Source organism: Vibrio sp. B172a (assembly GCF_030248355.1).
In the GTDB taxonomy this organism is placed as follows: Bacteria; Pseudomonadota; Gammaproteobacteria; order Enterobacterales; family Vibrionaceae; genus Vibrio; species Vibrio owensii.
On sequence record NZ_JAHGAC010000035.1, the window covers coordinates 114,723 to 140,284 of the forward strand.

The following is a 25,562-nucleotide window of genomic DNA, read 5'->3' on the forward strand; positions in this document are numbered from 1 at the left end:
GCCCACTTGCTAAACTGTAGTTTGCAAAATCTTTCTTTTCATCGATTAAACGGCATTTGAAAAAATGCAGTTAAATAAGCGTTTCGTATCACTCGACACTTGCCTGCCAATACAACTTGATTAAAACCAACCGATTGCATAATTGACCTAAATCAACGAACCTGTCGTTTATATTCTTTGCATATTTGTAAATGAAAGGTGACCAACTGCTTGGGAAGCTAGCAAAATCAAATCGTGCAAAGTTTGTGCGTTTTTAACATCGTTTTTTGCCATAAAAACCATCGATTTTTTGCATTTTATCGAATAAAACGATTGCTATACCGTGACTTCCAGAGCGTACCAATAAGAAGTACGCCGCCCTAGTGAGAGTGAAAAATCACTTAAAAAGGAAGTTATTATGAAAACTCTTATAGCAGTGAGCGTCTTGTCAGTCCTATCTTTCGGTGCCTACGCAGAGCGCCAATCCGCAGAACCCATCAAGGTGATCGAACCAGTTGCTGGACTTGATGCGAGGAAAGTAGAACTGGGTAAAACGTTGTGGTTTGAACCTCGTTTATCCGCCTCCAACACCATTTCTTGTAACTCTTGCCATAACATCGCAAAAGGTGGCGTCGATAACCTACCAAGCTCCATTGGTCATAAATGGGCAATTGGCCCTATCAACTCACCAACGGTGTTTAACTCGGATTTGAACTTTGTTCAGTTCTGGAATGGACGAGCCAAAGATTTGCAAGAACAAGCAGCTGGTCCTATTGAAAACCCACTCGAAATGGCTTTTAGCCACCAGCTTGCGATCGACACGCTCAAGTCCATTCCTCAATATCGCGAGTGGTTTAAACAAGCCTACGGCAGTGAGACGATCACCATTGATAACGTGACTGATGCAATTGCGACCTTTGAACAAACCTTACGCACACCAAACGCACCGTTCGATCTTTGGTTGAAGGGCGACGATAACGCCTTAACAACAGCGCAGGTCGAAGGCTACAACTTGTTTAAAGCGAAAGGTTGTACAGCGTGTCACAGCGGCCCTCTCGCCGGTGGTCAAATGTACCAAAAGATGGGCTTAGTGAAGCCGTTTGCAACGGATAACCCAGATGTTGGGCGTAAGGCGATCACGGGTAATGATTTCGATAAGTTTGTCTTCAAAGTACCGACACTGCGTAACATCGAACTGACCTACCCGTACTTCCACGACGGTTCGGTTTGGGATCTAGAAGAAGCAGTCGCCATGATGGCAGATCTTCAGCTTGGTCAGAAACTGACGAAAGAAGAATCGGTCAAGATTACTGAGTTCTTACGCTCACTAACGGGTGACCAACCAGAGGTGACGCTACCTCATCTACCGCCATCAACCAACGAGACGGCACGTCCAAATATCTAAGTTGGTAAATGAAATACTTTAAAGGAGCCTTGCTTGGCTCCTTTTGTTCTTCATTTCAAATAACTGAATTCGCGCTATTCAAAACCTTCATCATTCATATGACGTTTTAAGAAATCGATAAATGAACGTACTCGAGCAGAAGCCACGGCATTGGCGTAGTAAACAGCATGGATAGGCTGTCGAATATCTAAGCGAGACTCTGGTAAGACTTCAACCAACCGACCATTACTTCGGTCATCTTGAGTCATAAAGTCAGACAGGCAGACAATGCCGTCTCCTTGTAGTGCCATCACTCGAAGCGTTTCTCCACTTTCCGCCTTTACCACTGGCTTGATACGAAGCAGTTCGCCCGCTTCGGTTTGCAGCGGCCAATCATTTAAGAATTCGAAACGACTAAAGCCTAACAACCGATGCTGTTCTAGTTCTTTGACTGACTTTGGATTGCCATGTTGCGCCAGGTATTCGGGACTTGCTAAAACACGAATGCTACTGGTCACTAGACGCGCGGCACGCATGGTGGAATCTTTAAGTTGTCCAATGCGAATTGCAATGTCGGTTCGCTTACCAAGCAAGTCAATGTTCTCTTCATTACTGGTCAGTTCAAGCTCAATCTCTGGGTATTCTTGTTGATACTGCGCCACCAGTGGAGCCACAACATGAAGCATAAATGGTGAAGCAGCATTAACTCTCAAAAGTCCCGATGGCTTACCTTTGTCGCCGACGAGCATATCTTCTGCCTCGTCCACCGACGCCAGAATTTTACGAACGCGATCAAGGTACAACTGCCCTTCTTCGGTCAATTCAATTCGCCTTGTGGTTCGGTTAAGTAAGGTGGTATTGAGCTTAGATTCTAACCTTGCCAACGCGCGGCTAGTCGCAGAGGTTGTCAAAGAGAGCAACTCGGCCGCAGCACTGACCGAGCCCGTATCAACCACCGACACGAACACATTCATTTCATCTAACGTTGCTTTCATTATTGCGTTTGATTCAAAAGTATTTTCATTTTATGTGACTTTATATCAATTTTAGAATCATGCAAACTGAGTTCATCGAAGCGAATTCAACGACTAAAATAAATCTAAAAACTAGGAGATATGTATGACAGTTCCTGCATTTGGCGTGGGTACCTTCCGCCTTAAGGGTCAGGTTGTAATCGATTCAGTAAAGAACGCACTAGACCTTGGTTACCGCGTGATCGACACGGCTCAAATCTATGACAACGAAACTGAAATCGGTCAAGCGATTGAGGAAAGTGGCGTAGCGAGAAATGAGCTTTATATTACCACCAAGATCTGGGTTGATAAGCTTAACAAACAAGACCTTATCCCGAGCTTGAAAGCAAGCCTAGAGAAACTTAAAACTGACCATGTTGACCTAACACTTGTCCATTGGCCAGGCGAAGGCACTGACGTGAATGAATACATGCCAGAGCTATTAAAAGCAAAAGAACTAGGCCTTACCAAAGCGATTGGGGTTTCTAACTTCAATATCGAGCTACTAGAACAAGCCGAAGATGTGGTTGGCTTCGATAATATCGCTACTAACCAAGTGGAACTAAGCCCATACTTGCAAAACCGCAAGTTAGTCGAGTTCATGAACGATAAAGGCATTACTGTGACATCCTACATGACACTGGCTTATGGCAAAGTTCTTAAAGATGAAGTAATTAATGACATCGCATCAGTGAAAGGGGCAACCGCGGCTCAAGTGGCTCTGGCATGGGCAATGCAGAAAGGTATCGCAGTGATCCCGTCATCAACAAAGCGCGAAAACCTAGCGAGTAACTTGAAAGCGTTAGAGCTTACGCTAACTGATGAAGAAATGGCTCGTATCGATGCGCTCGAATGCAATGGCCGTGAGGTTGACCCAGAAGGTCTAGCACCTAAGTGGGATGCATAACTCTCCTCGAGGTTAATTCATTTTAAAATAGAAAAAGGAGCCCGCTTTGGCTCCTTTGCTTTGTTTGCCTGTATACATAGACACGATGTGAATTAGCTCATTGCTACCATTTCGCTCATCACTTTCACAAATCGTTCTGGTTGCTCTAGCATTGGTGTGTGAGCCGATTCTGCAATGATTTCGAGCTTCATATCTGCCTCTCCAAAATCAATCTGATCCCATGATGAAACTGGCGCAATGCTGAAATCTTTCTCTCCGCTGATCACTAATACCTGTACAGCGGGAAGTTGCTGATAAATCGCCGTATCAAATTCAGCAAACACTTCTCCCCAAAGCTTATCTAACAAAGCAGTATGGGTTGGAAACCCTTCCCACAACGGCAGTTCATTAAACTCCGGATCATACCAACGCATCGCGCCTAACCGATGACACAAGTGAACGAATTTTCGCTCCGGATTTTGCTCAATGTCGCGAGCAAGCAATGGGAAATTACGTTCGAAAACTTGCTTTCTCTCCTCGTCCGCTTCTTGTTCCCAACGTTGAAATTGGAGCGCCTGCATTTGTGGTGACAAATTTGGTGAGATGTTCGCAAGCACTAAACCTTCAACATATTGAGGAAACATCACGGCAAAATGGGTTGCCATTAGTGCATGCCCAGAATGACCAAACATCCACGCTTTTTCGATGCCGAGCTTATCCATGACCACTTTAATGTCTGCACTGATGGCCTCTAACGTTGCGTCAGTTGCATTTGGAATAACGTCGCACTCAGCAAAGCCTCGATGATCGACAAAAACACATTGGAAATGGTCGAACAATGCAGTTGGCGTGACACGCAAATAGTAATCTGCGCTGCCGATAATAATTAAAGGGATACCGCTGCCACGAACGATAGTTTTAAGGTGGTAATGACCTGATTGAATGGTTTGATTCTTATTCATGATGTTTACCTAATTTAATTCGAGTTTGTTCCCTCCGAATATCAGAGTAGAACGTGAAGTTTGAAAAATCAGGCTAGTGTCGTCAGCGAATAAGTTTCATGTGTTAGTTGAGGTAAATACTGAGGAAAGAAAATTCTATCTAGCTAACCCTATATGTTCAAGTGTCTTGATCTTTGTTGACGGACACAAAAAAGGGACGATAAACACGCCCCTTCTTTTCTATTACCAGCTAACCGTTGCCTAATAGTTAACTGCCGTCAATCAACTTCAAGCGACATTCGCCGACTTGTTTGTATCGCTGTCTTGTTCAAAGAACTCTTCATGTAACGCACAAATCGCTTCTTTATACTCGTCGTCACTCACAACAAACTGCACGTTAACGTTTCTCATTGAGGAGTGGAGAGCAATGGGTGTCACGTCGCGATTCATCAGTGCAAAAACGCCTTTAGCTAACGTTTTATTGGTATCGATTTGAGAACCGATTGCAGAGATGAGCGCTACCATGCGTCCATTAATCGAGGCTTGTGGGTAGCGTTTCTCTACTTTGTAGCGCACCTTGTTTAAGCTCTCCGCACTGCCGCCTAGATAATAGGTGATAGAGTTTGCGTTCATCTCCTTCCCTATGAGATTGACGCGAGCATCAGCGATTATCTCCATCAACTCGTAGCTGACGTTGTCTACCTTTCCAACCATGGTTTGATCAAATAGATGAAGCGCAAATACTTTCTGCTTACCGGCAATGATTTCAATGCGGTCGCTTTCTGGGCGGTAATCAGCAGAGATCAGTGTCCCATTATGCTCTGGTTCAAACGTATTTTTGATCTGTAATTCAGTCCCACTTTCGCGCAGTCCTGCCGCTGCATTTGGGTGAATCGCTTCCATACCCAGATTCGCTAACTGATCGGCCACATCATAATTAGTGGTTCCAATTGGATTGACATGCTCAACACCAACAACCCTTGGGTCGGCAGAGCTTAAATGGTACTCCTTATGAATTATTGCCAAGTCAGCTTTGGTTGTTGCAGCAATTCGGCTAAAGGTCATTTCGCTATAGCCTCGATCATAAGTGTGCATTAGCCCTTCTTTGCAATACGCATAACCCGTCACGATTGGCAGCTCTTGAGTCACATCTATTTCTTCAAACGCTTCACGTATCGTCTCATCTAAACTGCGAGGTTGTTGGTTATCCCAACCGGATAGGTCAACAAAGGTCGAGTTAATACCCATGTTCTTTAGCTTTAAGGCGGTGTTATAAGCACTGTGTGCTTCACCAATTGATGAGAGAAACTCACGAATTTGCGGTAAGTACTGGCGTAGAGAAAACTGCCCGTATTGGCAAGTTTCTAGGATATTGGTTACGCATATTTTTGCTTCTGAAATGCGAGAACGAATGAACTTGTCCGCACGCATACGATTCATCGGATCGGCAAAAATATGTTCGTTTGTCAGCAGCATACGGCTTTCAACATACGCTATTGCGTCTTGCCACGTTTCATCTCGTTTAGCGATAAGCTGATAGACACCTGGCTTACTGGTTTTTTTGCATTCCAATAGCGCGTCTGTCATTCCGCCATAAGCAGAAACTACAAAAATACGGTTATATGGGTTTTGTGGACGAAGAAGAATGTTGTCGAGTACAGCATCGAATGCTGTCATAGATGTACCGCCGATTTTTTCTACGGTAAATGTCATGAGGGGGCCTTAATGATTGGTAATTTAAAAGAATGGATAAGAAAAAGGGGTGAAACATCACCCCTCTAAAACATCAGTGGGCTAGTCCACCAGAGGATAAACGCCATTTTCGTCGTGAACTTCCGCACCCGTGATTGGGGGATTGAACACACACGCCATGACCATTTCTTTGTTTTTATAGGCGCGTAAGTAATGTTCGTCATGCTTATCTAGGATGTACAACGTACCCGGTTTGATTGGGTAAGTTTCACCGCCAACGACTTCAATTTCCCCTTCTCCACTCATGCAAAATACAGATTCCAAATGGTTCTGATAATGAATGTGTGTTTCGGTTCCTTCGTATATCGTCGTGATATGGAATGAAAAGCCCATGTTGTCGTCTTTCAATAACATACGGACACTTTCCCAGTTATCAGACACAACTCGTCTTTCGCTATTGCGACACTCATCGAGTGTTCTAACGATCATAATTCTTTCCTTGCTATGATGCTTGTTTGAAAAGTTTGCTTGCGATGGCTTCTACCGAGCCCTCGAAGATATTAAGCCCTTGGGTAAGTTCGGCTTCAGAAATGGTCAATGGGCAAAAGAACTTCACCACCTCATCATTTGGTCCTGCGGTTTCAATCACCATTCCGTTCTCAAAACACGCTTTTGCAATATCACCAGAGATTTCACCGTTCTTACATTCAATACCAATCATCATCCCGCGACCTTTGCGCTGTATAAACATTTCTGGGAATCGTTTTACCGATCGCTGAATGACTTCATCAACCATGTTCGCACAACGTTTGATGTGCGCTTCAAAACGGTCATTGGACCAATATGTTTCGATTGCTTTCGCCGCTGTCACAAACGCATGATTGTTGCCTCGGAATGTTCCGTTATGTTCGCCCGGTTTCCATTTATCCAACTCAGGTTTTAATAGAACGATGGCCATTGGCAGACCATAACCGCCAATCGATTTTGACAGCGTTACCATGTCTGGCTTAATACCCGATGGCTCGAAGCTAAAGAAAGTGCCAGTTCGACCGCAGCCTGCTTGAATATCGTCAACAATCAATAAGATATCGTGTGCTTTGCAAAGCTTGCTAAGACGCTGCAACCATTGGTTAGACGCAACGTTAAGGCCACCTTCGCCTTGTACCGTTTCTAATAAAACTGCGGCCGGTTTATCCATGCCTGCCGAGTTATCTGACAACATGGTTTCAAACAATTTGAGGCCATCAATATCTGCATAACCTTCGAAAGGAATACGAGTAACATTGTTTAAGCTAGAACCCGCTCCTTGGCGATGGTGTTGATTACCGGTTGCTGCAAGTGCGCCTGCCGTACAACCATGGAAACCGTTTGTGAAGGCAACGATACTGTTGCGTCCCTTCACTTTTTTTGCCAACTTGATTGCAGCTTCTACGGCATTGGTTCCGGTTGGGCCTGTGAACTGGACTTTGTAATCCAGCCCTCTTGGTTCAAGAATGTATTGATTCAGTGCTTCAAGAAAAGCGGCTTTGGCTTCTGAATGCATGTCCAAGCCGTGTGTAATGCCATCCATTTCAATGTACTCAAGGAGCGCTTGCTTAAGTACTGGATTGTTATGACCGTAATTTAGAGATCCCGCTCCAGCAAGGAAATCGAGGTAGCGTTCGCCTTGTTCTGTTTCTAACCAGGTACCTTTTGCTTTACGAAAGACGACTGGAAAACTGTTCGAGTATGAACGTACGTTGGATTCCTGCTTTTTGAAAATATCCATGATAAGACCGTTATTTGATTCCTATTTTGTGGGGATTACTTGAGGGGAATACGATACAGATATTCGGTATCGTGCTTGCCTTTGAAATGATCCTTTTCATCCAAGAAAGTCGTCACTTCGCCAGCGTTTCCATGTTGTGCATCGAGCTTTTTAAATAACGCCCAAGATGCATCATTGGATTTAGTGATTGTGGTTTCGATAGTGTTGATGTCTTCAAGCCCTTCTCGCTGTAGTAAGCGTTCAAGCATTTGAGACGCCAAACCGTTTCCTCTGAAACGAGGGGCAACCGCAACTTGCCAAATGAACAGCACGTTGGGCTCATCCGGCTTCTGATAGCCAGAAACAAACCCTGCAATCTCGCCTTTGTGCTCGACCAAAATACAAGTTTTGCTGAAATGGCTAGATTGAAGAAAATTACAATATGAAGAGTTCATATCGAGCGGAGGACAATCTGCGATCAAACCATAAATATCGTCGCCATCAGACACGACAGGTTCACGAAAAATCCATTTTTTGCTTGGGTCTTCTCCAATCTCTGGATACATAACCCAAGGGGCTGAGGTAATCATGTGTAGATACATATCCTTCGTACACTAATTAAATTTCCTTTTTATTATGCACACTGATTGTGCATAGAAATCAAACAAAGCCGCTTAAAAACCCTACTTATTTGATCTATGTCGCACTAAGACCAAATGAGCATGACTTTAAAAATAGTTTGAGCTCTAATGTATTTATAGGGTAAAAAATAAATTGAAGCCAAATGAGCAAAACATAGTCAATTTCGCACTGGGGAATTGTTTCGAGCAGGAAGAAAATGGCAGCCGATTGATGGCTAAAGATGAAGAATTCAGATAAGAAAACGGCACGCCGAAGCATGCCGTTTTTTTGTTGTTATGAAGGAAGCTTAAATTACGCTTTCGCTTTCTTCATTGATTTTGATGTTGGGCGAGGCTCATCCATCAAACCTTTCACTAGAGATACCGTTGCAACCAACAATACGATAGTGAATGGCAGACCGGTTGTTACCGCCATCGCTTGTGCAGCCGCTAGACCACCACCAAGCATTAGTGCGATTGCAACTAAGCCTTCGAACGTACACCAGAACACACGTTGAGGTGTTGGTGCATCTACTTTACCGCCCGCTGCAATCGTATCGATTACAAGAGAGCCAGAGTCCGCTGACGTGATAAAGAACACCACAACCAGAATAATACCTACGATAGACGTGATTTGAGAAAGAGGCATCACATCTAGCATCGCGAACAGTTTAAGTGGAAGCTCTGCGTCAAATACCGCTTGGTAACCATCGTTCACGTATTGGCTGATCGCCGTACCACCGAATGCCGTCATCCATAATACACACACGGTTGATGGGATCAGGATTACACACACGATGAACTCACGAACTGAACGACCACGAGATACACGCGCGATAAACATACCTACGAATGGTGACCATGAAATCCACCAAGCCCAGTAGAACGCAGTCCAGCCTTGAGAGTAGTTCACGTCTTCGCGGCCGAATGGCATTGATAGCGCTGGAACGTTCGCTAGGTAAGACATGATGTTCTCGAAGAAACCAGTCATGATTGCGAGTGTTGGACCTACGACGATCACGAACAAAAGCAATAGCGCCGCTAAACCCATGTTGATTTCAGACAGGCGTTTTACACCGCTATCCAGACCAGCAACTACCGAGATCAAAGCAAGTGCTGTGATGATCACGATAATCACAACTTGCGTCATATCTGTCATTGGTACACCGAACAGGAAGTTTAGACCTGTTGCTGCTTGTGATGCACCGTAGCCAAGAGACGTCGCAAGACCGAATACCGTAGCAACAACCGCCAAGATATCAATGATGTGACCAGTCCAACCCCAAACGCGCTCGCCAAAAAGAGGGTAGAAAATAGAACGCATCGTTAGAGGTAAGCCCTTGTTGAACGAGAAGATCGCCAAACCAAGTGCCAACAGTGCGTAGATTGACCAAGGGTGAAGTGCCCAGTGGTAAATCGTTGCTGCCATACCAAGTGCAGACGCTGCTGATGTATCACCTTCTGCTGCGCCTAGTGGAGCCCAGTCAGTACGAACACCATTCTCAACGTTCACACCGCCAAGAGCAGCACTGAAGTGAGACATAGGCTCAGATACACCGAAGAATACCAGACCGATACCCATACCAGCCGCGAACAGCATCGCTAGCCAACCTGCGTACGTATAGTCCGGAGTTGCTTCTGTACCACCGATACGAACGCGACCAAGTGGCGTTACGATCAGGATCAAACACACTACGACAAACACGTTGCCCGCAGATAGGAAGAACCAATCAAGGTTAGAAACAAGCCAACCACGTAGACCCGCGAAAAACGGCTCAACTTGTTGTCTGAATGTCAGTGTTAACACTACGAACAGGATGATCGACATACCTGAAATAGCGAACACACGGTTGTGAATATCAAGTCCAAAAGGACCTACTTTTAGCGCGACGTTATCCTGACCGATCTGGTAATCAGTATCGATCGGGTTCACTTTACCGTCGGGGCGTTGGATACCGCCATTGTTGTCGGTGCTCACGATTTATCTCCTTAAAATACGTGACCAAATTAAAATCTGTGTAGGACTTTGAGTGATGGCTTTCTTGCGTCACTTACTGCAAAGCTTATTTGCGATCGTTGCGTCGCTTTTAGAAGGGTTGCTCTACTTTGTAATTTTAGCGTTAATCGCCCTGATATCGCATTGCATTTTGTTATCAGGACGACTAATAAAATTTATCGCCAATTCATAAATGATGTGGATGAGTTATTGCCATATCACGGACAGTGGCATGTCACCATCAAAGTGATACTGCAGCTGGGCTTGAAGCAACTCAGCGGTAGCAAGAGCGTCGGTCAGCGCATGGTGTGGCTGATAAGCTGGCAAATGGTAGCGCTCACGCGCGTGGCCGAGTCGTACAGAACCCGGCTTTTTGCCTTTGAGCTTGTTTAACCAACCTTCACACTCACGACGTTGAATCGCGTATTCGATGTCTAACGTATCAACGACTGGAAATTGAATCCCCTCACCCACGCTGTTTAACAACGCATTATTGAAGAATTGACGCTCGATATTTTTGTAGTGCACCACTACAATCTTTCCGGCTAACTCATCAAGAATGGCATCCAGAATTTGTTCAAGTTGCGGCGCATTCTTCACTTCAGAGTCGGTAATGCCGTGAATCACCACCGATTCTTCATTCAGTTCTCGATTTGGATTCACCACCCAATGACGAGAGCCGCTGCACTGCACTCGCCCTAGCGTAAATGGCACCAAACCTATGGTGAGAATGGCGTCTTCCTCGGCATTTAAACCCGTGGTCTCAAAATCGACGGAGACAAACGGTACCTCTTTTAATGGCGTATCACCATTCACAATAGGCGTAGAGTAATAACGTTTTAATCGAGTATCGTTCGCTTGCTCGGCGAGTTGCTCGAAGAAGATTGGCCAATCAGGTGTCTGGCTGGTATCAAGCAAATCGGTGATATCTTGCTTTTGTTTTGAAAACCACATCATTTGCCACTTCTCTGGTAACGGAACTTAATGTAGTTCTGCGCGTTGCTTAGGATTTGGAACGCGGCTTTTAAGTTGCGACGCTCAAACTCCGACATTTCTTCTGGCTCGATATTGTTATCCGGCTCTTCCCCGTTTTCGATATCCAATGCTTGATGTCGGATTCGCACCATGTAGATCAACTCCATCGCATCTTTTAAGTCCATGCCACGGCCTTTGGGTAAGATGCCAGCGTTGTTGATGTCATCCAGACGTTCAAACGAGTTTTGCGAACGGGAGCCAATCGCCAAGGCGTGTACACGAATCAGATCCGCCATTGGCGCAGTGCCTCGACGCTTCAGGTTGATGGAATTGCGGTGACGGCCGTCTTTCTCCATCACAAAGTCTTTGAAGAAACCAAGCGGCGGCGTGCGACGAATCGCGTTGTAAGCCATACAAGCTAAGAATCGATTGTTCTTCTTAGCACGACGCACAATGAAGCCGCTCAATTGCTCTGCCCATTTCACACGCCCATGTACGCCAAGTAGGTCGAAGAAAATACTGCTGTTCAGAAGTCGCTCTGGCGTAGGATCATCAATCCAGTTCGCAAAGCACTCTTCCCATTCGGAACGCGTTTTGCGCCATTCTGGGTTGGTCGCCATGATGTCACCAGTACAGTAGGTGTAACCACATTCGGCTAATCCATCACAAATGAATTTTGCGAGCTGAGCAAAATACTCACCATGCAATGCTGGGTCGTAGCTGTTGTCCAGAATCAGCGCGTTGTCTTGGTCTGTGACAATTAGCTGTTCATCACGCGCCATAGAGCCCATCGCCAATAAGCAATAAGGGATTGGCGCAGGACCTAATTCTTGCTCTGCTAACTCTGCCAGTCTCTGTTTGAAGCTGCTGCCGATCACCGACATTGCTCGCCCGACCATGTGGGCATTCGCGTCTTCACTTACCATTCGCACAAAGCAGTCTTTCACTTGCTTAGAAACCGCTTTGAGGTCTTCGACTGAGTTTTGTTGGAAGATAGAGCTCACAAGCAACAAACTGTTTTGCGATTCATAACGGACGATATCCGTCATGCTGATCACACCAATTGGCTTTTTGTCTTTTAAGATTGGCAGATGATGAACGTTGTAACGCAGCATTGTCAGCATGGCTTCAAACACGTAAGCGCTGTAATCGAGTGACACAACGTCGTAGCTCATCACTTCACTCACAGGAATGTCGCTGTCTCGCCCTTCAGCTAAAACGCGTACGCACAGATCTTTCTCGGTCAAGATACCCAGCAGTTGGTCATCGTCGTCTTCGGTAATGTCTTCTTGCGCGCGGACAATCAAAAGCGCAGTAACACCCTCTTCCGCCATCAAAATTGCAGCCTCACGCACCGTAGCACTGGCTTCTAGTGTCACTGGCTCACGGCTTAAGATCTTGCGCGCTTTTGCCGTGGTGAAATCATTCCCATCTGAGTGGTTTGATACCGCAGTGCGCAGTCTCGCGCTGTCTTCCAACTCCATGAAATCGGCGAAGTTCTCAAACTCGTCACATAGCTCAGTGAAGATCTTCTCTGGAATGCAGTAAACCAAGGTGTCTTCTATCGCTTTGGCTGGCATGCGGACACGGTTGTTCATCAACAACCCCATTTGTCCAAACAAGCCACCAGCGTCGATACGGTTGTACAACTCGCCTTTGCGGCGGAAGATTTCCACCACGCCACTGCGGACCATGTACAAATCGCGAATGTCATCGCCTTTCTTGAGAATGTCCGTCCCTGCGCGGTAATACGCGACTTCAGCATTCATTGCGATGTTTCTTAGATGCTCTTCCGGTAAGTCATCAAAAGGTGGGTATTGGCTAATGAAATTGAGTACTTCTAATTGCTCGGCTTCCATTCTTTATTCCATGCATTGCCTAAACTAAGGCGATAAATATCACCAAGAAAATAATCACACAATAAATAAATCGAGACGTCAGATAAAAAGATTTGTAACCATCGAAAAGCGGAATAATGACTGATTATTATTGAAACGAGTGTGTCAATAATCGCTTGTTTTCATCTAAAAATGAGCAGTAAAAAACACAATGCATTCACCAAACAAATAATACATCTAGAAGTCAAAGCAATCGTTTTCTTGTGATCTAAATTACACATTGAACCTAATAACAAAAATCCGTATATTGCGCGTGCCTACGCGGCACACCCTACAATGCACAACGCCATCCTGCTTCCACTGGTGCATTGATATTGGTGTTTAATTACATCCATGCAAAACAAACCTTCCTCTTTTTCTCGCTTTTTTAAAGAATCGGGCGCTTTGTTACACCTATCGATCCCTATCATTCTGATGCAGCTTGCCACTCAGTCGATGGGCTTTATCGATACCACAATGGCAGGCCAAGTAAGTGCTGCCGACCTAGCTGCGATCGCACTTGGCACCAGTTTATGGCTACCCGTTTCGCTATTGCTTCGCGGCATCATCATGGCATTAACGCCTGTCGTGGCTTACCACCGCGGCGCACAAAGTTTGGATAACGTGCGTATCGCGTTTATTCAGATGCTTTGGTTGTCGGCGTTCGTCAGCGCAATTTTGATTGTTTACTTGCTGCTTGGTGAAAGCATTCTGATCGACTTAGGAGTTGCGCCTGAGATCATTCCCATCGCCAGTGATTACGTGGTTGCATTGGCATTTGGTGTTCCGGGCATTGCGCTTTTCTACACCTTGAATGGATTCTGCGAAGGGATGAACAATACCCGCGCACCCATGCTGATTTCAGTGATTGGCTTGTTGGTAAACATCCCTGTTAACTACATTCTGATTTACGGTAAATTCGGCATGCCGGCATTGGGTGCCGTTGGTTGTGGCTGGGCTACGAGCTTGGTTTACTGGCTGATGTCTGCCCTACTATTTAGCTACATCAAACGCCATCATCACTACAAAAACATTCTGCACTTCGCTGAGCTAAAACCGATATGGCAAGAGATCAAACAACTGTTCAAACTCGGTATGCCGATTGGTTTAAACATCGCGGTTTGTGGCAGCATCTTCGCGGTGATTGCTCTATTGATTGGCCGTATTGGTGCAGAGAACGTAGCCGCGGCGCAAATTGCACTGAACATTTCTAGCATGACGTACATGATCCCAATGAGCCTTTCCTTTGGTATCACGATTCGTGTCGGTCATGCCTTGGGCGAACAAAAGCTTGAGACAGCTTCGCACCGTAGCTTGGTTGGCATTATTACCGCAGCGCTACTGTCGCTGATTTCAGTGGGATTTTTCCTACTGTTCCCAGAGTGGATCATTCGTTTGTACACCACAGATCCGGTGGTTTCAGCAACCGCTGCAACACTGCTGATGTTTACTGCAATGTACCAGTTCAGCGACGCGCTACAGACGTCTGCAAACGGCTCACTGCGTGGTTACAAAGATACTAAGATCCCGATGATTCTGGCGATTCTAGCCTACTGGGGCTTGGCGCTTCCACTGGGTATGTTGCTGGGTATCACGGATGAAATCGTTCCTGCAATGGGCGAAGAAGGCTTCTGGATTGGTATCGTAACCGGCTTAACCACCGCAGCAATTGCAATGCTGATTCGCTTGACGCTGGTGATTAAGAAGTACAATAAAACCGCAGAAGTGAATACGGCTTCGCAGCCTGAGTTAGCGATTCAATAGCGACGAGAGCGTTTATCGTTTCAACTAGAAAGGCTCACTATCGCAGTGAGCCTTTTTGTTTTTCAGCTTGCTAGCCTTGTTTACTTACCGTTGAGCTATCACCAGCATCGTTGATTCTATAACCGAGTTTGGCAACTTTCTGGCGGATTTCGTCAGCTTGTTGGTATTCCTTCTGCTTTTTCATTTGCAAACGCAACTCTACCAATTCCATGATCTCGCGAGGGATTTCCTCTTCTTCTACCTTATCAAGCTCTAAACCAAACACACGGTCAAAGTAGCGTGCCGTTGCCTTTTTATCTGCATCGTTTAATGCACTTCCAAGTAACTCCCACATTAATGCGATCGCTTGCGGCATGGCTAAATCGTTGTTGATGAGTGACACAAAACGCTCAACATACATTTGGTCGACTTTGCCACCTTCTGGTAGTGCCGACACTTTCGCTTTTAGGCGCTTTAGAGCCGTTTGTGCGGCATCCAAGCTCTCCCACGTAAAGCTCAAATGACTGCGATAATGGCTGGTCAGCACCAAGTAACGGTAAGCCAGCGGGTCATAGCCTTTCTCGATTAACGCATCAAGACGAAGTGACGTACCGGACTTGGAGATCTTCTCTTTGTTCAATTGAAGGAAGAAGCCATGCAACCAGTAATTCGCTTGTACGTGGCCATTCTTTGCTTGGCATTGGGCAATTTCGTTAGTGTGGTGAACTGGGATATGGTCTTCCCCACCAACATGAATATCGAACACCTCCCCTAGGTACTTCTCTGCCATCGCAGAACATTCAATGTGCCACCCCGGAAAGCCCACTCCCCAAGGGCTTTCCCATTCCATTTGTCTTGGTGTGTCGCCGCTAAACTTCCAGAGGGCGAAATCGGTTGGACTCTTTTTCTCTGCCATTTCGACACGAATGCCCGCTTCTAACCCCTCGCGATCTAATTTGGCAAGTTTTCCGTAATCTGGAAGCTTGGCCGAATCAAAGTAAACGCCATCGGAGGTTTGATAGGTAAAGCCCTTTTGTTCAAGCTCTTGGACGAATTCAATCTGCTCTTGTATGTGTTCAGTCGCGCGACAAATGATTGAAGGCTTAGTGATGTTGAGGCTAGTAAGATCATCTAAAAACGCGTCTTCAAAATACTTTGCGATCTCCCAAGCAGACTTATTTTGTTTTCTCGCGCCCTTCTCCATTTTATCTTCACCGGTATCGGCATCAGACACCAAATGACCAACATCCGTGATGTTCATGACGTGGTTTACGTCGTAGCCGTTGAGCTCTAGCGTGCGCCTGAGCACATCCACAAAAAGATAGGTTCTTAAGTTGCCTGCATGCGCGTAGTCGTACACCGTCGGACCACAAGCGTATAAGCCGACTTTACCGGATTCGATGGTATTGAACGGCTCAAGGGTGCGCCCCAGTGTATTGAATAGTTGTAATTTTGACTGACTCATATTGTTATTCCTTTAAATGCAAAAAGGCCGCGGATGAAAACATCGGCGGCCTTTAATATGTCTGTATGATCTTTTGCTAACTAATAGCTACGCGAAAGCCGCCGCACGTCTTGGGAGGTGCAACAACAACAGTTGGTTGAGATAGAAATAGCTAAATAGTTCATACCCAACACCCTAAATAAGAAATCTATAGAAATCAACCCTACGATTTTGACGCGTTTCGTGGCGACAAACCGAATTGCGCATGCCGTATGGCATTACTCCCCCTTACAAAGCCGTACTAATCATTACAATTAAATTTATAAATAAGCCTTATATTTCACGTTTGTTTCACGTTTTCTTTGATAAAAGACACGCCATAAAAATCAGTTACATCAGTAAATTAGGGAATATTTATGAAGAAGCCCGCATTTGGGCCTTTGCAGCCTATTGCTGTATTTGCGCTATTTTCGCTTGCTTTTCTTTCCGTTTCGCGGATTTTACTCGCCATTTGGCTCTCTGACCGAATCGAATCTTTTAACGACCTTATCTATATTTTGGGTCAGGGCCTACGCGTAGACTTTGCCACTATCTGCTGGCTGTTCATTCTCCCGGGCTTACTTTCTGCCCTACTGCCTGTTCAAGGTAAGGTCGGCGAATGCTGGAAATGGGTTCTACGTTGTTGGATGGTCGCAGGTTTGTGGATCTTGGTTTACATGGAACTGGCCACGGCTCCGTTTATCCAAGAATACGACCTACGCCCAAACCGCTTGTTTGTTGAATACCTGATTTATCCAAAAGAAGTGTTCAGCATGCTTTGGACTGGTTACAAACTAGAGCTCTTTATCGGTGCTGTAGGCACGGCGATTACCCTTTTCCTTGGTTGGAAATGGAGCAAAAAGCTTACCGATAACGCCCAACAAGTAAGCTGGAAATGGCGTCCTGTTCTTGCCATTTTAGTGGTTCTGATTGGTGTTGCAGGTGCACGCTCTTCTCTGGGCCATCGCCCTTTAAACCCTGCAATGGTGGCATTTTCTAACGACCCACTGATGAATGATTTGGCACTAAACTCCTCTTACTCTCTGTTGTTTGCTGTAAACAATATGAAATCAGAAAAGAGCGCGGAAGAGTTCTACGGAAAAATGGATAACCAGAAGATGCTAGACCTCGTTCGTGCTTCTTCTGCTAAGTCGAATTTTGATCCGTCAGTTCTGCCAACCATGAACAGCAACGAAGCGAGCTATCAAGGCAAGCCAAAGAACTTGGTTATCTTGCTGCAAGAGAGTTTAGGTGCGCAATTCGTGGGTTCACTAGGCGGGCTACCACTTACTCCAAACGTCGACAAGCTAATGGCGGAAGGCTGGAGCTTTACGCAACTATACGCAACCGGTACTCGCTCTGTTCGCGGTATTGAAGCGGTGACAACGGGTTTCCCACCATCGCCATCGCGTGCGGTTGTAAAGCTAAGTAAGAGTCAAACCAACTTCTTTACGATTGCGGATCTTCTGAAAGCCAATGGCTACCACACAGAATTCATTTATGGTGGTGAAGCGAATTTCGACAACATGAAGACCTTCTTCTTTGGTAACGGTTTTGACCAAATCATCGAAGAGAAAGACTACGAAAACCCATCGTTTGTTGGCTCTTGGGGTGTGAGTGATGAAGATCTCTACACCAAGGCGGATCAAGAGTTCGAACGTCTATCAAAAACCGGCAAACCTTTCTTTAGCTTGGTGTTCAGTTCGAGCAACCACAGCCCTTACGAATACCCACAAGGTAAGATTGAGCCTTACGACTCTGAATACATGACGCGTAATAATGCGGTGAAATATTCTGATTACGCGATTGGTACGTTCTTTGATAAAGCGAAGAAATCATCTTACTGGGACGACACGGTCTTCATCATCATTGCTGACCACGATGCCCGTGTGTCTGGTGCTAACTTAGTGCCAGTAAAGCACTTCCACATCCCTGCATTGATTCTTGGTAAAGACATTAAGCCACGTAAAGACGACCGTATTGCCAATAACCTAGATATGCCACCTACGCTACTTTCTTTGATTGGTGTGGATGCGAAAACGCCGATGATTGGCCGTGATCTTACTAAGCCTCTCGCACGCAAAGACGAACGTGCCATGATGCAATACGACAAGAACTTTGGTTACTTAACCCGAGATAACCTCGTTGTGTTTTCGCCGGGCGAAAAGGTATCGACCATGCAGTACAACTTCGATAACCAAACCATGAAACCTATTGAAGTGGATCCAGCAATCGTTGAACGCGCTAAGGCCAACGCTTTGTTTGCCTCTAAGGCTTACCAAAACGACTGGTACAACTCAAAAGCAATACAATAAAAACAACAAAGGAGCGCTCAATGCGCTCCTTTTTGTTGTTCGGCTTATTGTGTTTACAGCTTGTCCCAATAACAAGGTGTGCCGAATTTTTCCGACAAGAAATCAATCACTACCCTCACCTTCGCCGCCAAGTTGTCAGTCTCTAAATACAGCGCACTGATGATCTGCTCTTCTGAAGAGGTCGAGACTTGATGCTCAGTCATGATGGCTTTCAATTTGCCTGATTTGATCTCTTCGCCAATTAACCAACTCGGAAACACAACAATCCCCGAGCCCCCAACCGCTGCCGATACTAACGTTTCAGCATTGTTGCTGTAGAGTGAGCCACTCACATCAAACGCTTCCAACTTCTCCTTCTCATTACCGATAAACCAACGTTGTAAACCTTTAGTGCCTTTGAACACCAAACAGTTGTGTTGCGCTAACTCTTGTGGAGATTGAGGCTCACCATGCACTTTGAGATAGCTCGGGCTGGCCGCCATCAAATAATGTTGATTCCCAAAGCGTTTCATTCTCATGGAAGAATCTTGAGGAACGCCAATACGAATCAGCAAGTCAATCGAATCTGCTGCTGGGTCAACAAAATGATCCGTCTGCTGCATCTCAATTTGGATCAGCGGGTAACGCTCAAGCAGTTCAGAAAGATAAGGCGCAATGTGCTGTCGTCCAAATGCGACCGGCGCGCTGATTTTTACCGTTCCGCGAGGCGTGTCTGCTCTTTGCTCAATGCGTTCAACAACCAACTCGTACTGCTGAATCACTTCCGCACAGTACTTGGCAAACGCAGTGCCTTCATCCGTTAATGAGATAGAGCGAGTGTGACGATGCAGTAGTTTGGTGCCTACCTTCTCTTCTAAATGCGCCATTTTTCGCGATACCGAAGAAGGCGTCATGTCCTGCCTGCGAGCAACCTCAGAAAAATTACCAAACTGAGTGGTCATCAAAAACAGCTTTATCTCAAGTAACGAAACGTCGTAATTCACAGAGTATCTCCATATCAATCGATCTAAGCGTAACGGCCAAAACGAGAAAAAGGCAAGCAATCAAATTACTTACCTTTTTGAATGGCCAAACTAGCTGGCTAATGCCACATGCGAAGTCATGTTTCTAAGCAGTACGTTTTTTACCGTTCACGAATGTAGATCGCGAATATTGGTCGTCACCACAAAGTGTGCGTCTTGAGTGAACTGCTGAAACTGCTCAACCACCGCCTGCATCACGTCTGTTTGGATTTCTTCTGCAAACGCGGATTCTGACTCGATATTGATCACCTCAAAATATTGCCAAGGTGATGCTTGGTTCTGACCAAACAAGGTTTCGGCTTTAAACACTTCAAACGAAGACACACTATTGAGTTGATTTACGGTTGGAAGATCAACAGTCTTTGCCCAATTCAAGTACTCGGCTTCCGATGTAGTCGGCTTAAGATTAAAAAATACGATAAGAGTTTTGTTCGCCACTCTATTGCTCCTGCTTTTTGTTCGATAAATAGATGCAAACCAATGCCCCTGCGATGCTCAGCATTGCCGCGACACGCCAGTAATTTAGCTCGATGGGCGTATTTCCTAGCCACCCTTGAGTATCAATCACTAGGCTCATGATCATTTGCCCTAAAATGGTGGCGACGGTTGCGATCGCTACTCCGATTCTCGGCACTGAAGCGACCATTACCACCATGTAGACAATGCCAAATAACGCCCCTGTTAACTGCCATTTCGGCACGGATAACAAAGTTGTACTTTGTGCTGGTTCGAAAAAGAAAATCAGCAATGCGGTGACAATCGTACCGACACCAAAGGTTAAAAATGAACTTTGAATCACGCCCACTTTTGCGCCTAATTTGCCGTTGATAGCGGCTTGAGCACTCAATGCCATGCCTGAAATAATCGCCAGTAAGATGACCAAAACCATCATTGCGCTCCCATGTACACGCAGCACAGTGCGAGTAAAATAAAGCCAAGACCAAGCATTCTCATCAGGTTTGTCGGCTTTTTCTCCATTCCAAACCAGCCAAAGTAATCGATCGCAAAGCTCTTAACTATTTGACCAAACAACACACAAATCATGGTCATTGCCACCCCCAATAGTGGTGTCGACAACGTGAGTACCACCACATAGATAGGCCCAAGAAAGCCACCGATGAGCTGCCACTTCGGAATTGTGTGCCATTCAACCTGATGGTGAGCAGGAACGAACAAGCGAATCAGCCAAAGCAGAGCAGCACCAACAGCGAAGATGCTCAAAGTTGCCCATAAGTGCCCTACTTGCTCACCCAGTGGGCCAAGAAGACCTGCCTCAAACGACAGGCCCATTCCTGACACCACGACCAAGAAAACAAACAGAATATTCATCGTGGATCAAACAAAGCCACAGAGCTGTTACGTTGGTACGCCTTCCCATTCGGGTAAGACACCAATTCCAGTTGCATCCCCCAAGGCGACATAAAGTAAACCCAGCTTTCACCGGCTGTTGGGCCATCTGTCATCACAGAAGGTTCTCCCAGCACTTTGATGCCTTGCTCTTTCAGATAAGCCACTGCTGCATCCATATCATCAACATAAAATGCAAGGTGGTGGCCACCAATATCGGCATTGTTTGGCGCTTCATAACGACGCTCGATGTTGTCTGCGTATTCGAAGATCTCCAGATTGATGCCTTTCGCACTCATTACGGCAATCTTGGTAATTTGTGCGCGAGCATCAACATTTAAATGCTCCGTCATCCAATCATCATCCGACGCAAATGGACCAAACTCGTAAGCCAGTTCAAACTCAAAATGTTCACGGAAGAACGCAATCGCTTGATTCAAATTCGGTACAGTAAAACCAATGTGGTCTGGTTTTTTTAATCCTGGAATTGCCATTAGATGTCTCCTCGATCGTGACGCACTTTGTTCAGTGCACCCATGGTGGTCGCACCTTTGTTGAAGCCTGTGTATGCCGAAGCAAAGACGATCAGCTCTTCAATTTCTTCGTAAGTTGCGCCTTGCTTCAACGCCATATCAACGTGCGCGCCAAATGGATTACCATCACCCGTTACATTCAATGCCATTTGGTCGATAGCAATCGTGATAAGTGCTTTGGTTTTTTGGTCGATAAGTGGCAGGCCCCAGACTTCACCAGCAACACGAACCGTTAAGTCACCCCACGTTTCGTTGATGGATTTCAAACCTGAGATCAATACTTGGTCATCAAGTACTGCATTTTTGAATTGGTCGCTCATATTGCTTTCCTCATATCATTCGATTCGCCTTAGCGATTGAGGAGCATTATAGGGAGCGCTCGAAACGGAAAAACCACACGCGCGGTACATCACTTATGCAGAATTTGCACAAATCAAAATACGTTCAAAGTCACTGTGCGAGGTTAGGTTGTGCTTCGGTGTTCTTGCGTGAGGAAGGCATCATCATTGCGCTCAGTGATGCAAGCCCCATCCCACCAGCAAGGATGAAATACATCAATACAAACTCTTGTGTATGAGCATAAGTCGCTGCGATAAGCCAATACGCGATAGGTCCAGTACTAAAGCTTAATGTGTACTTAACGGCATAGATTCTTGAGCGCCATTTCGCATCGGAATAACGGCCAATAAGCCAATCGTTCACTGGTATTTGCGCGTATGTACACAGCATCAAACCAACGAACACGAGAACCAATGACCATTCATGAGTAACCGTCGCTAATAGCAGGAAGAACAGTTGCCCACCAGCAATACAGGCGAGCAGCTTCTTGATATCAACGCGATCGAGCAACTCACCCACAACAAGCTGAATAAACGCAGCACAAACAAAAATCGATGTGGTTAATGTGCTTGAAAGGCTCAATGATTGGCTAAATTGTGCATCCATAATTTTAGGTAACGAGGTCGTCGTAGATTGAAAAACCAACCCGCCAAAGAAGACTATCACCGCAGCACAAGCGAACAGCGCTTTGAGTTGTCGCAAAGGCATCGTTACGTCGTCACGTCTACTTTTCGCATGTTCGATATCAGTAACACCTTTCGATGCATACCAGTACACGATGCCAGTTAATAAACACACAAGGCCTGGAACATAAAATGCAGCTTGCCAAGAGAACCATTGGCACAACAAAGCGGTTCCCATTGCAGCGAATGCCAAACCTAAGTTACCTGCTAGTCCATTTACTGCGATAGCCCTGCCGGTTTTGTTTGCAGAACTGAAGATAAGTGCGATACCGACGGGATGATAAATCGCGGCAAACAAGGCTATGACACAAAGCCCCAATCCCATTTGCCATGGCGTTTGCGCGAAAGCGGTAAGTAACGCAGAGGTGCCCATCCCAAAGTAGAACACGAGCATCATGCCTTTTCGGCTCCAACGATCCGCCAGCCAACCTGCAGGTAGGGATATCACACCATAAACCAACATGGCTGCGCTCCCCACTTGCAGCAGCTCCGCGTAACTCATGTCCCATTCTTTATGCAGCGTTAGTACGACAGTAGGAAAAATGAGCAAGAAGTAATGATTAAGCGCATGCCCCACATTGAGGACACCTGCGTGAAAGGAACGGTTCATCTCGACTCCAAACCAAATAAAGGATAGCTAATTAATGACAAGCTCAGTTTATCTGGCTAGCATTTGGCGTATAGGTTCTATCAAGACAGGTTATTGCTCAAATGAGCCAAAACATCAAAGCCATCAGTTTGGACGCCAGCATCAATCGCTTGGAGGCTGTGGTCATTCCCAAGCACTACCCCAATGGACACGTGATTGATTGGCATTCCCATGAGCACAACCAACTGGTGTACGCAAGCAGCGGTGTGATGGCGGTCGAGACAGAATCTAAGCTATGGGTCGTTCCGCCTCAAAGAGCGGTGTGGATCCCAGCGCATGAGAGCCACAAGGTCTACATGTATGGTGATGCGGCAATGAAAAACGTCTACTTATTGCCGAGCATCGACACTGAACTGCCAAACCAGAGTGATGTTCTCAACGTGTCGCCAATGCTGCGTGAGATGATCATTCATCTTTCTGAGCAACCGGCCGATCAAGCAAGCACAGAGCCGTATTGGCGTATTGTTCAAGTTTTGTTGGATCAGTTGAAAGTCGCGCCGCAAGCGTCCATTCAAATCCCTCTTCCCAACAATGCCAAGCTTGGGCAGGTTTGTAACTCACTATTGGATGAGCCTGCGGATAATCATTCATTAAAACAGTGGGCAGAAGAAATTAACGTTAGCAGCCGTACTTTGAGCCGCTTGTTTCGCAATGAAGTTGGCATGTCTTTCATCGAGTATCGTCAACAAGCAAGGTTGTTCCACTCTTTGACGTTGTTGGCGCAAAACCTCCCGGTTACCACCGTTGCACTGGAGTGTGGTTTTACCAGCGTGAGTGCTTTTAATCATCTATTCAAACAAAGCTTTGGGGTGACGCCAGGTCGCTTCTTCATGAATTAATGTTGAATATTGAGAACCGATAACGCCACATTTGATCCACTCAGAGAGCAATCGAACACTCATAGCACCTGACTGACCTATCTTCTGAAGATTCTACTAAACACGCAATTTGCGTACTTAGTCACTAGCAAAGCGTAAATAATCAGAAAAATCGTTTAATAATGTGCTTTTTAGGCATTCCCATTCAGACTTCAATAAATTAGACTCAAGCCAATGCCCAAGAAGTTTGAATTATTGATAAAAAAGGAATGCCAATGAGCTCAAGTATGATCCTTAATGAATCGCTGATTGTAAGTGGCCGAGATATCCCACTAAAAGAATTGTTGTATGCGAAGCGTGTACTTGATAACTACATGGCAGTGGCAAAAGAAAGTAGCCCGTTAGAACTGCTAACCGAAATGAAGTCTGCGGCAAAACAAGTAGAGTACTTCACCACCGATGATAACCCTTGCGAAGCGCGTAACGTTATCAGCAGCATGATTGATGAAATCGACAGTGCAGAGACGTTTGATGCATTTAAAACGCTGGCAGGGAAACCTTCTCAAGCACTTAACGAACTGATTGAGGATCGTGCTCAGCTGATCAAGCACGAGCGTGAATTGCTGTTGGCTTCTGGCTACGACGCGTCTCGCATCTGATCCCTAGCAATTGCCCCAACGACAAACAGTTCTAGCGAAACATCGCGCATAAAAAAGGAGCTCACTGAGCTCCTTTTCTGTTTCTAAATCTTTGAAGATCTTAATCGCTCTATGCTTTGATGCTACAGCCCCATGTCTTCAGTGATTTCTTTAATCTGTTTCAAGTCCATCTTGTGAACTTCGATGAGTTGGTCAACTTGGCTGAGTCGTGAATTCGCTTCATCGTGTTTGTCACAGGCGTCAGATTTCACATCCCAAGACTTACCTTCTAAGAAAACATCACACTCTTTTTTAAGCGTCTCAATTTTCGGTAACAACGCTTGGCGTTCTTTTTCTAGTGACTCAAGCTCTTGTGAAATTTGCAGTTCTTTACGGAACACTTCACGTGAACGTTCAAACATGGTCGCTTGCATGTCTGCTTGACGGTTAAGTTTGTCGTTCTCGCTCTTGGTCGTGTTCAACGTTGCTTTCTGTTCTTTCACTTGAGACTCAAGCGACAAGTTCACTTTCTCCACTTCAGTCAGTTGTTCTTGAAGTGCTTTGAGTTCCGCTTTGTGCGCTTCTTCTTTCTCTGCCAACAGTGTCGCGACTTTAGCGTCGATCTCTTTATCTAAGCCCGCTTCACGTGTTTTTACTTGAGAGACCAAGTTCGTTTTGTCTTGAGCCAGTGCTTGGTACTTTTGTTCCAGCACTTGATAAGTCGACTCCCACTTGCTTGCTGTCATTGCAGAACCAGCCAATCCACCGAACGCTAAACCTAACACGGCCGCAATCGCAATATAAATGTGAGTACGCTTATCGCGCTCCTCAATGACAACTACTTCGTCTTGGTCTTCAATATTATTTTGAGAAGTCACCGTA

24 protein-coding genes are annotated in these 25,562 nt (G+C 45.7%); 6 read left to right on the forward strand and 18 right to left on the reverse strand.

What is annotated here, in order from left to right; all coding sequences use genetic code 11:
• Positions 1-397: 397 nt before the first annotated feature.
• Positions 398-1,384, forward strand: a complete 987-nt coding sequence (locus KIT90_RS24755) for a cytochrome-c peroxidase (RefSeq protein WP_020197616.1) — start codon at positions 398-400, stop codon at positions 1,382-1,384.
• 74 nt (positions 1,385-1,458) lie between these two features.
• On the opposite strand, the gene KIT90_RS24760 is transcribed toward KIT90_RS24755, so the two are convergent.
• On the reverse strand, positions 1,459-2,358 hold the full coding sequence (locus tag KIT90_RS24760) for a LysR family transcriptional regulator (RefSeq protein WP_285379202.1): 900 nt from the start codon (positions 2,356-2,358) through the stop codon (positions 1,459-1,461).
• A gap of 124 nt (positions 2,359-2,482) precedes the next feature.
• Between KIT90_RS24760 and dkgB the strand changes: the two genes are divergently transcribed.
• Positions 2,483-3,283 carry a 2,5-didehydrogluconate reductase DkgB gene (dkgB, locus tag KIT90_RS24765; protein WP_285379204.1) on the forward strand — a complete coding sequence of 267 codons (801 nt, stop codon included), beginning with the start codon at positions 2,483-2,485 and terminating at the stop codon, positions 3,281-3,283.
• A gap of 92 nt (positions 3,284-3,375) precedes the next feature.
• Here dkgB and KIT90_RS24770 read toward each other — a convergent pair whose 3' ends face one another.
• The 8 genes from KIT90_RS24770 to KIT90_RS24805 all read right to left on the reverse strand — a co-directional run bounded on the left by KIT90_RS24770 (position 3,376) and on the right by KIT90_RS24805 (position 13,092).
• Positions 3,376-4,224, reverse strand: a complete 849-nt coding sequence (locus KIT90_RS24770; protein ID WP_285379205.1) for an alpha/beta fold hydrolase — start codon at positions 4,222-4,224, stop codon at positions 3,376-3,378.
• Positions 4,225-4,491: 267 nt separating this feature from the next.
• Complete coding sequence (locus KIT90_RS24775) at positions 4,492-5,916, reverse strand: aspartate kinase (protein WP_285379206.1); 1,425 nt, start codon at positions 5,914-5,916, stop codon at positions 4,492-4,494.
• Positions 5,917-5,997: 81 nt separating this feature from the next.
• Positions 5,998-6,384: an ectoine synthase gene (locus KIT90_RS24780; protein WP_005393369.1), complete on the reverse strand. Its 387-nt coding sequence runs from the start codon at positions 6,382-6,384 to the stop codon at positions 5,998-6,000.
• A 13-nt stretch (positions 6,385-6,397) separates the two neighbouring features.
• The gene (ectB, locus tag KIT90_RS24785) at positions 6,398-7,663 is read right to left on the reverse strand and encodes a diaminobutyrate--2-oxoglutarate transaminase (RefSeq protein WP_285379207.1); all 1,266 of its coding nucleotides are present in this window, start codon (positions 7,661-7,663) and stop codon (positions 6,398-6,400) included.
• Between the two features lie 35 nt (positions 7,664-7,698).
• On the reverse strand, positions 7,699-8,232 hold the full coding sequence (gene ectA / locus KIT90_RS24790; protein ID WP_373417711.1) for a diaminobutyrate acetyltransferase: 534 nt from the start codon (positions 8,230-8,232) through the stop codon (positions 7,699-7,701).
• 343 nt (positions 8,233-8,575) lie between these two features.
• On the reverse strand, positions 8,576-10,240 hold the full coding sequence (locus tag KIT90_RS24795) for a BCCT family transporter (protein WP_009704320.1): 1,665 nt from the start codon (positions 10,238-10,240) through the stop codon (positions 8,576-8,578).
• 225 nt (positions 10,241-10,465) lie between these two features.
• Positions 10,466-11,215: a 3'-5' exonuclease gene (locus KIT90_RS24800; protein WP_020197622.1), complete on the reverse strand. Its 750-nt coding sequence runs from the start codon at positions 11,213-11,215 to the stop codon at positions 10,466-10,468.
• Positions 11,212-13,092 carry a DUF294 nucleotidyltransferase-like domain-containing protein gene (locus KIT90_RS24805; protein ID WP_285379208.1) on the reverse strand — a complete coding sequence of 627 codons (1,881 nt, stop codon included), beginning with the start codon at positions 13,090-13,092 and terminating at the stop codon, positions 11,212-11,214. Before KIT90_RS24805 ends, KIT90_RS24800 begins: the two co-directional genes overlap by 4 nt.
• Positions 13,093-13,464: 372 nt before the next feature.
• Here KIT90_RS24805 and KIT90_RS24810 point away from each other — a divergent pair, with 372 nt between their 5' ends.
• The gene (locus KIT90_RS24810) at positions 13,465-14,874 is read left to right on the forward strand and encodes an MATE family efflux transporter (protein WP_285379209.1); all 1,410 of its coding nucleotides are present in this window, start codon (positions 13,465-13,467) and stop codon (positions 14,872-14,874) included.
• Between the two features lie 70 nt (positions 14,875-14,944).
• Here KIT90_RS24810 and cysS read toward each other — a convergent pair whose 3' ends face one another.
• Entirely contained in the window at positions 14,945-16,318 is a 1,374-nt protein-coding gene (gene cysS / locus KIT90_RS24815; RefSeq protein WP_285379210.1) for a cysteine--tRNA ligase, read from the reverse strand.
• A 395-nt stretch (positions 16,319-16,713) separates the two neighbouring features.
• Here cysS and KIT90_RS24820 point away from each other — a divergent pair, with 395 nt between their 5' ends.
• The gene (locus KIT90_RS24820) at positions 16,714-18,651 is read left to right on the forward strand and encodes an LTA synthase family protein (protein WP_285379211.1); all 1,938 of its coding nucleotides are present in this window, start codon (positions 16,714-16,716) and stop codon (positions 18,649-18,651) included.
• Positions 18,652-18,704: 53 nt separating this feature from the next.
• On the opposite strand, the gene KIT90_RS24825 is transcribed toward KIT90_RS24820, so the two are convergent.
• The 7 genes from KIT90_RS24825 to KIT90_RS24855 form a co-directional block, all read right to left on the reverse strand.
• A complete protein-coding gene (locus tag KIT90_RS24825; protein ID WP_285379213.1) occupies positions 18,705-19,634 on the reverse strand; it encodes a LysR family transcriptional regulator in 930 nt (309 codons plus the stop codon).
• A gap of 147 nt (positions 19,635-19,781) precedes the next feature.
• Positions 19,782-20,111: a hypothetical protein gene (locus tag KIT90_RS24830; RefSeq protein ID WP_285379214.1), complete on the reverse strand. Its 330-nt coding sequence runs from the start codon at positions 20,109-20,111 to the stop codon at positions 19,782-19,784.
• 1 nt (position 20,112) lies between these two features.
• Positions 20,113-20,565 (reverse strand): DMT family transporter, encoded by a 453-nt coding sequence (locus KIT90_RS24835; RefSeq protein WP_240998125.1) that lies wholly within the window; start codon positions 20,563-20,565, stop codon positions 20,113-20,115.
• A complete protein-coding gene (locus KIT90_RS24840; RefSeq protein ID WP_285379215.1) occupies positions 20,562-21,002 on the reverse strand; it encodes a DMT family transporter in 441 nt (146 codons plus the stop codon). The genes KIT90_RS24835 and KIT90_RS24840 overlap by 4 nt, the downstream gene beginning before the upstream one ends.
• Positions 20,999-21,514, reverse strand: a complete 516-nt coding sequence (locus KIT90_RS24845) for a VOC family protein (RefSeq protein ID WP_285379216.1) — start codon at positions 21,512-21,514, stop codon at positions 20,999-21,001. The genes KIT90_RS24840 and KIT90_RS24845 overlap by 4 nt, the downstream gene beginning before the upstream one ends.
• On the reverse strand, positions 21,514-21,873 hold the full coding sequence (locus KIT90_RS24850; RefSeq protein ID WP_285379217.1) for a carboxymuconolactone decarboxylase family protein: 360 nt from the start codon (positions 21,871-21,873) through the stop codon (positions 21,514-21,516). The genes KIT90_RS24845 and KIT90_RS24850 overlap by 1 nt, the downstream gene beginning before the upstream one ends.
• Positions 21,874-22,003: 130 nt before the next feature.
• Positions 22,004-23,185, reverse strand: coding sequence for an MFS transporter (locus KIT90_RS24855; protein ID WP_285379218.1), 1,182 nt, complete (start codon positions 23,183-23,185; stop codon positions 22,004-22,006).
• Positions 23,186-23,286: 101 nt separating this feature from the next.
• Between KIT90_RS24855 and KIT90_RS24860 the strand changes: the two genes are divergently transcribed.
• Both KIT90_RS24860 and KIT90_RS24865 read left to right on the forward strand, forming a co-directional pair.
• The gene (locus tag KIT90_RS24860) at positions 23,287-24,063 is read left to right on the forward strand and encodes a helix-turn-helix transcriptional regulator (protein WP_285379221.1); all 777 of its coding nucleotides are present in this window, start codon (positions 23,287-23,289) and stop codon (positions 24,061-24,063) included.
• 254 nt (positions 24,064-24,317) lie between these two features.
• Entirely contained in the window at positions 24,318-24,701 is a 384-nt protein-coding gene (locus KIT90_RS24865; RefSeq protein ID WP_009704311.1) for a hypothetical protein, read from the forward strand.
• 122 nt (positions 24,702-24,823) lie between these two features.
• Here the strand turns inward: KIT90_RS24865 and KIT90_RS24870 are convergent, their stop codons facing one another.
• Positions 24,824-25,558, reverse strand: coding sequence for a chromosome partitioning protein ParA (locus KIT90_RS24870; protein ID WP_285379223.1), 735 nt, complete (start codon positions 25,556-25,558; stop codon positions 24,824-24,826).
• Between the last annotated feature and the right edge of the window lie 4 nt (positions 25,559-25,562).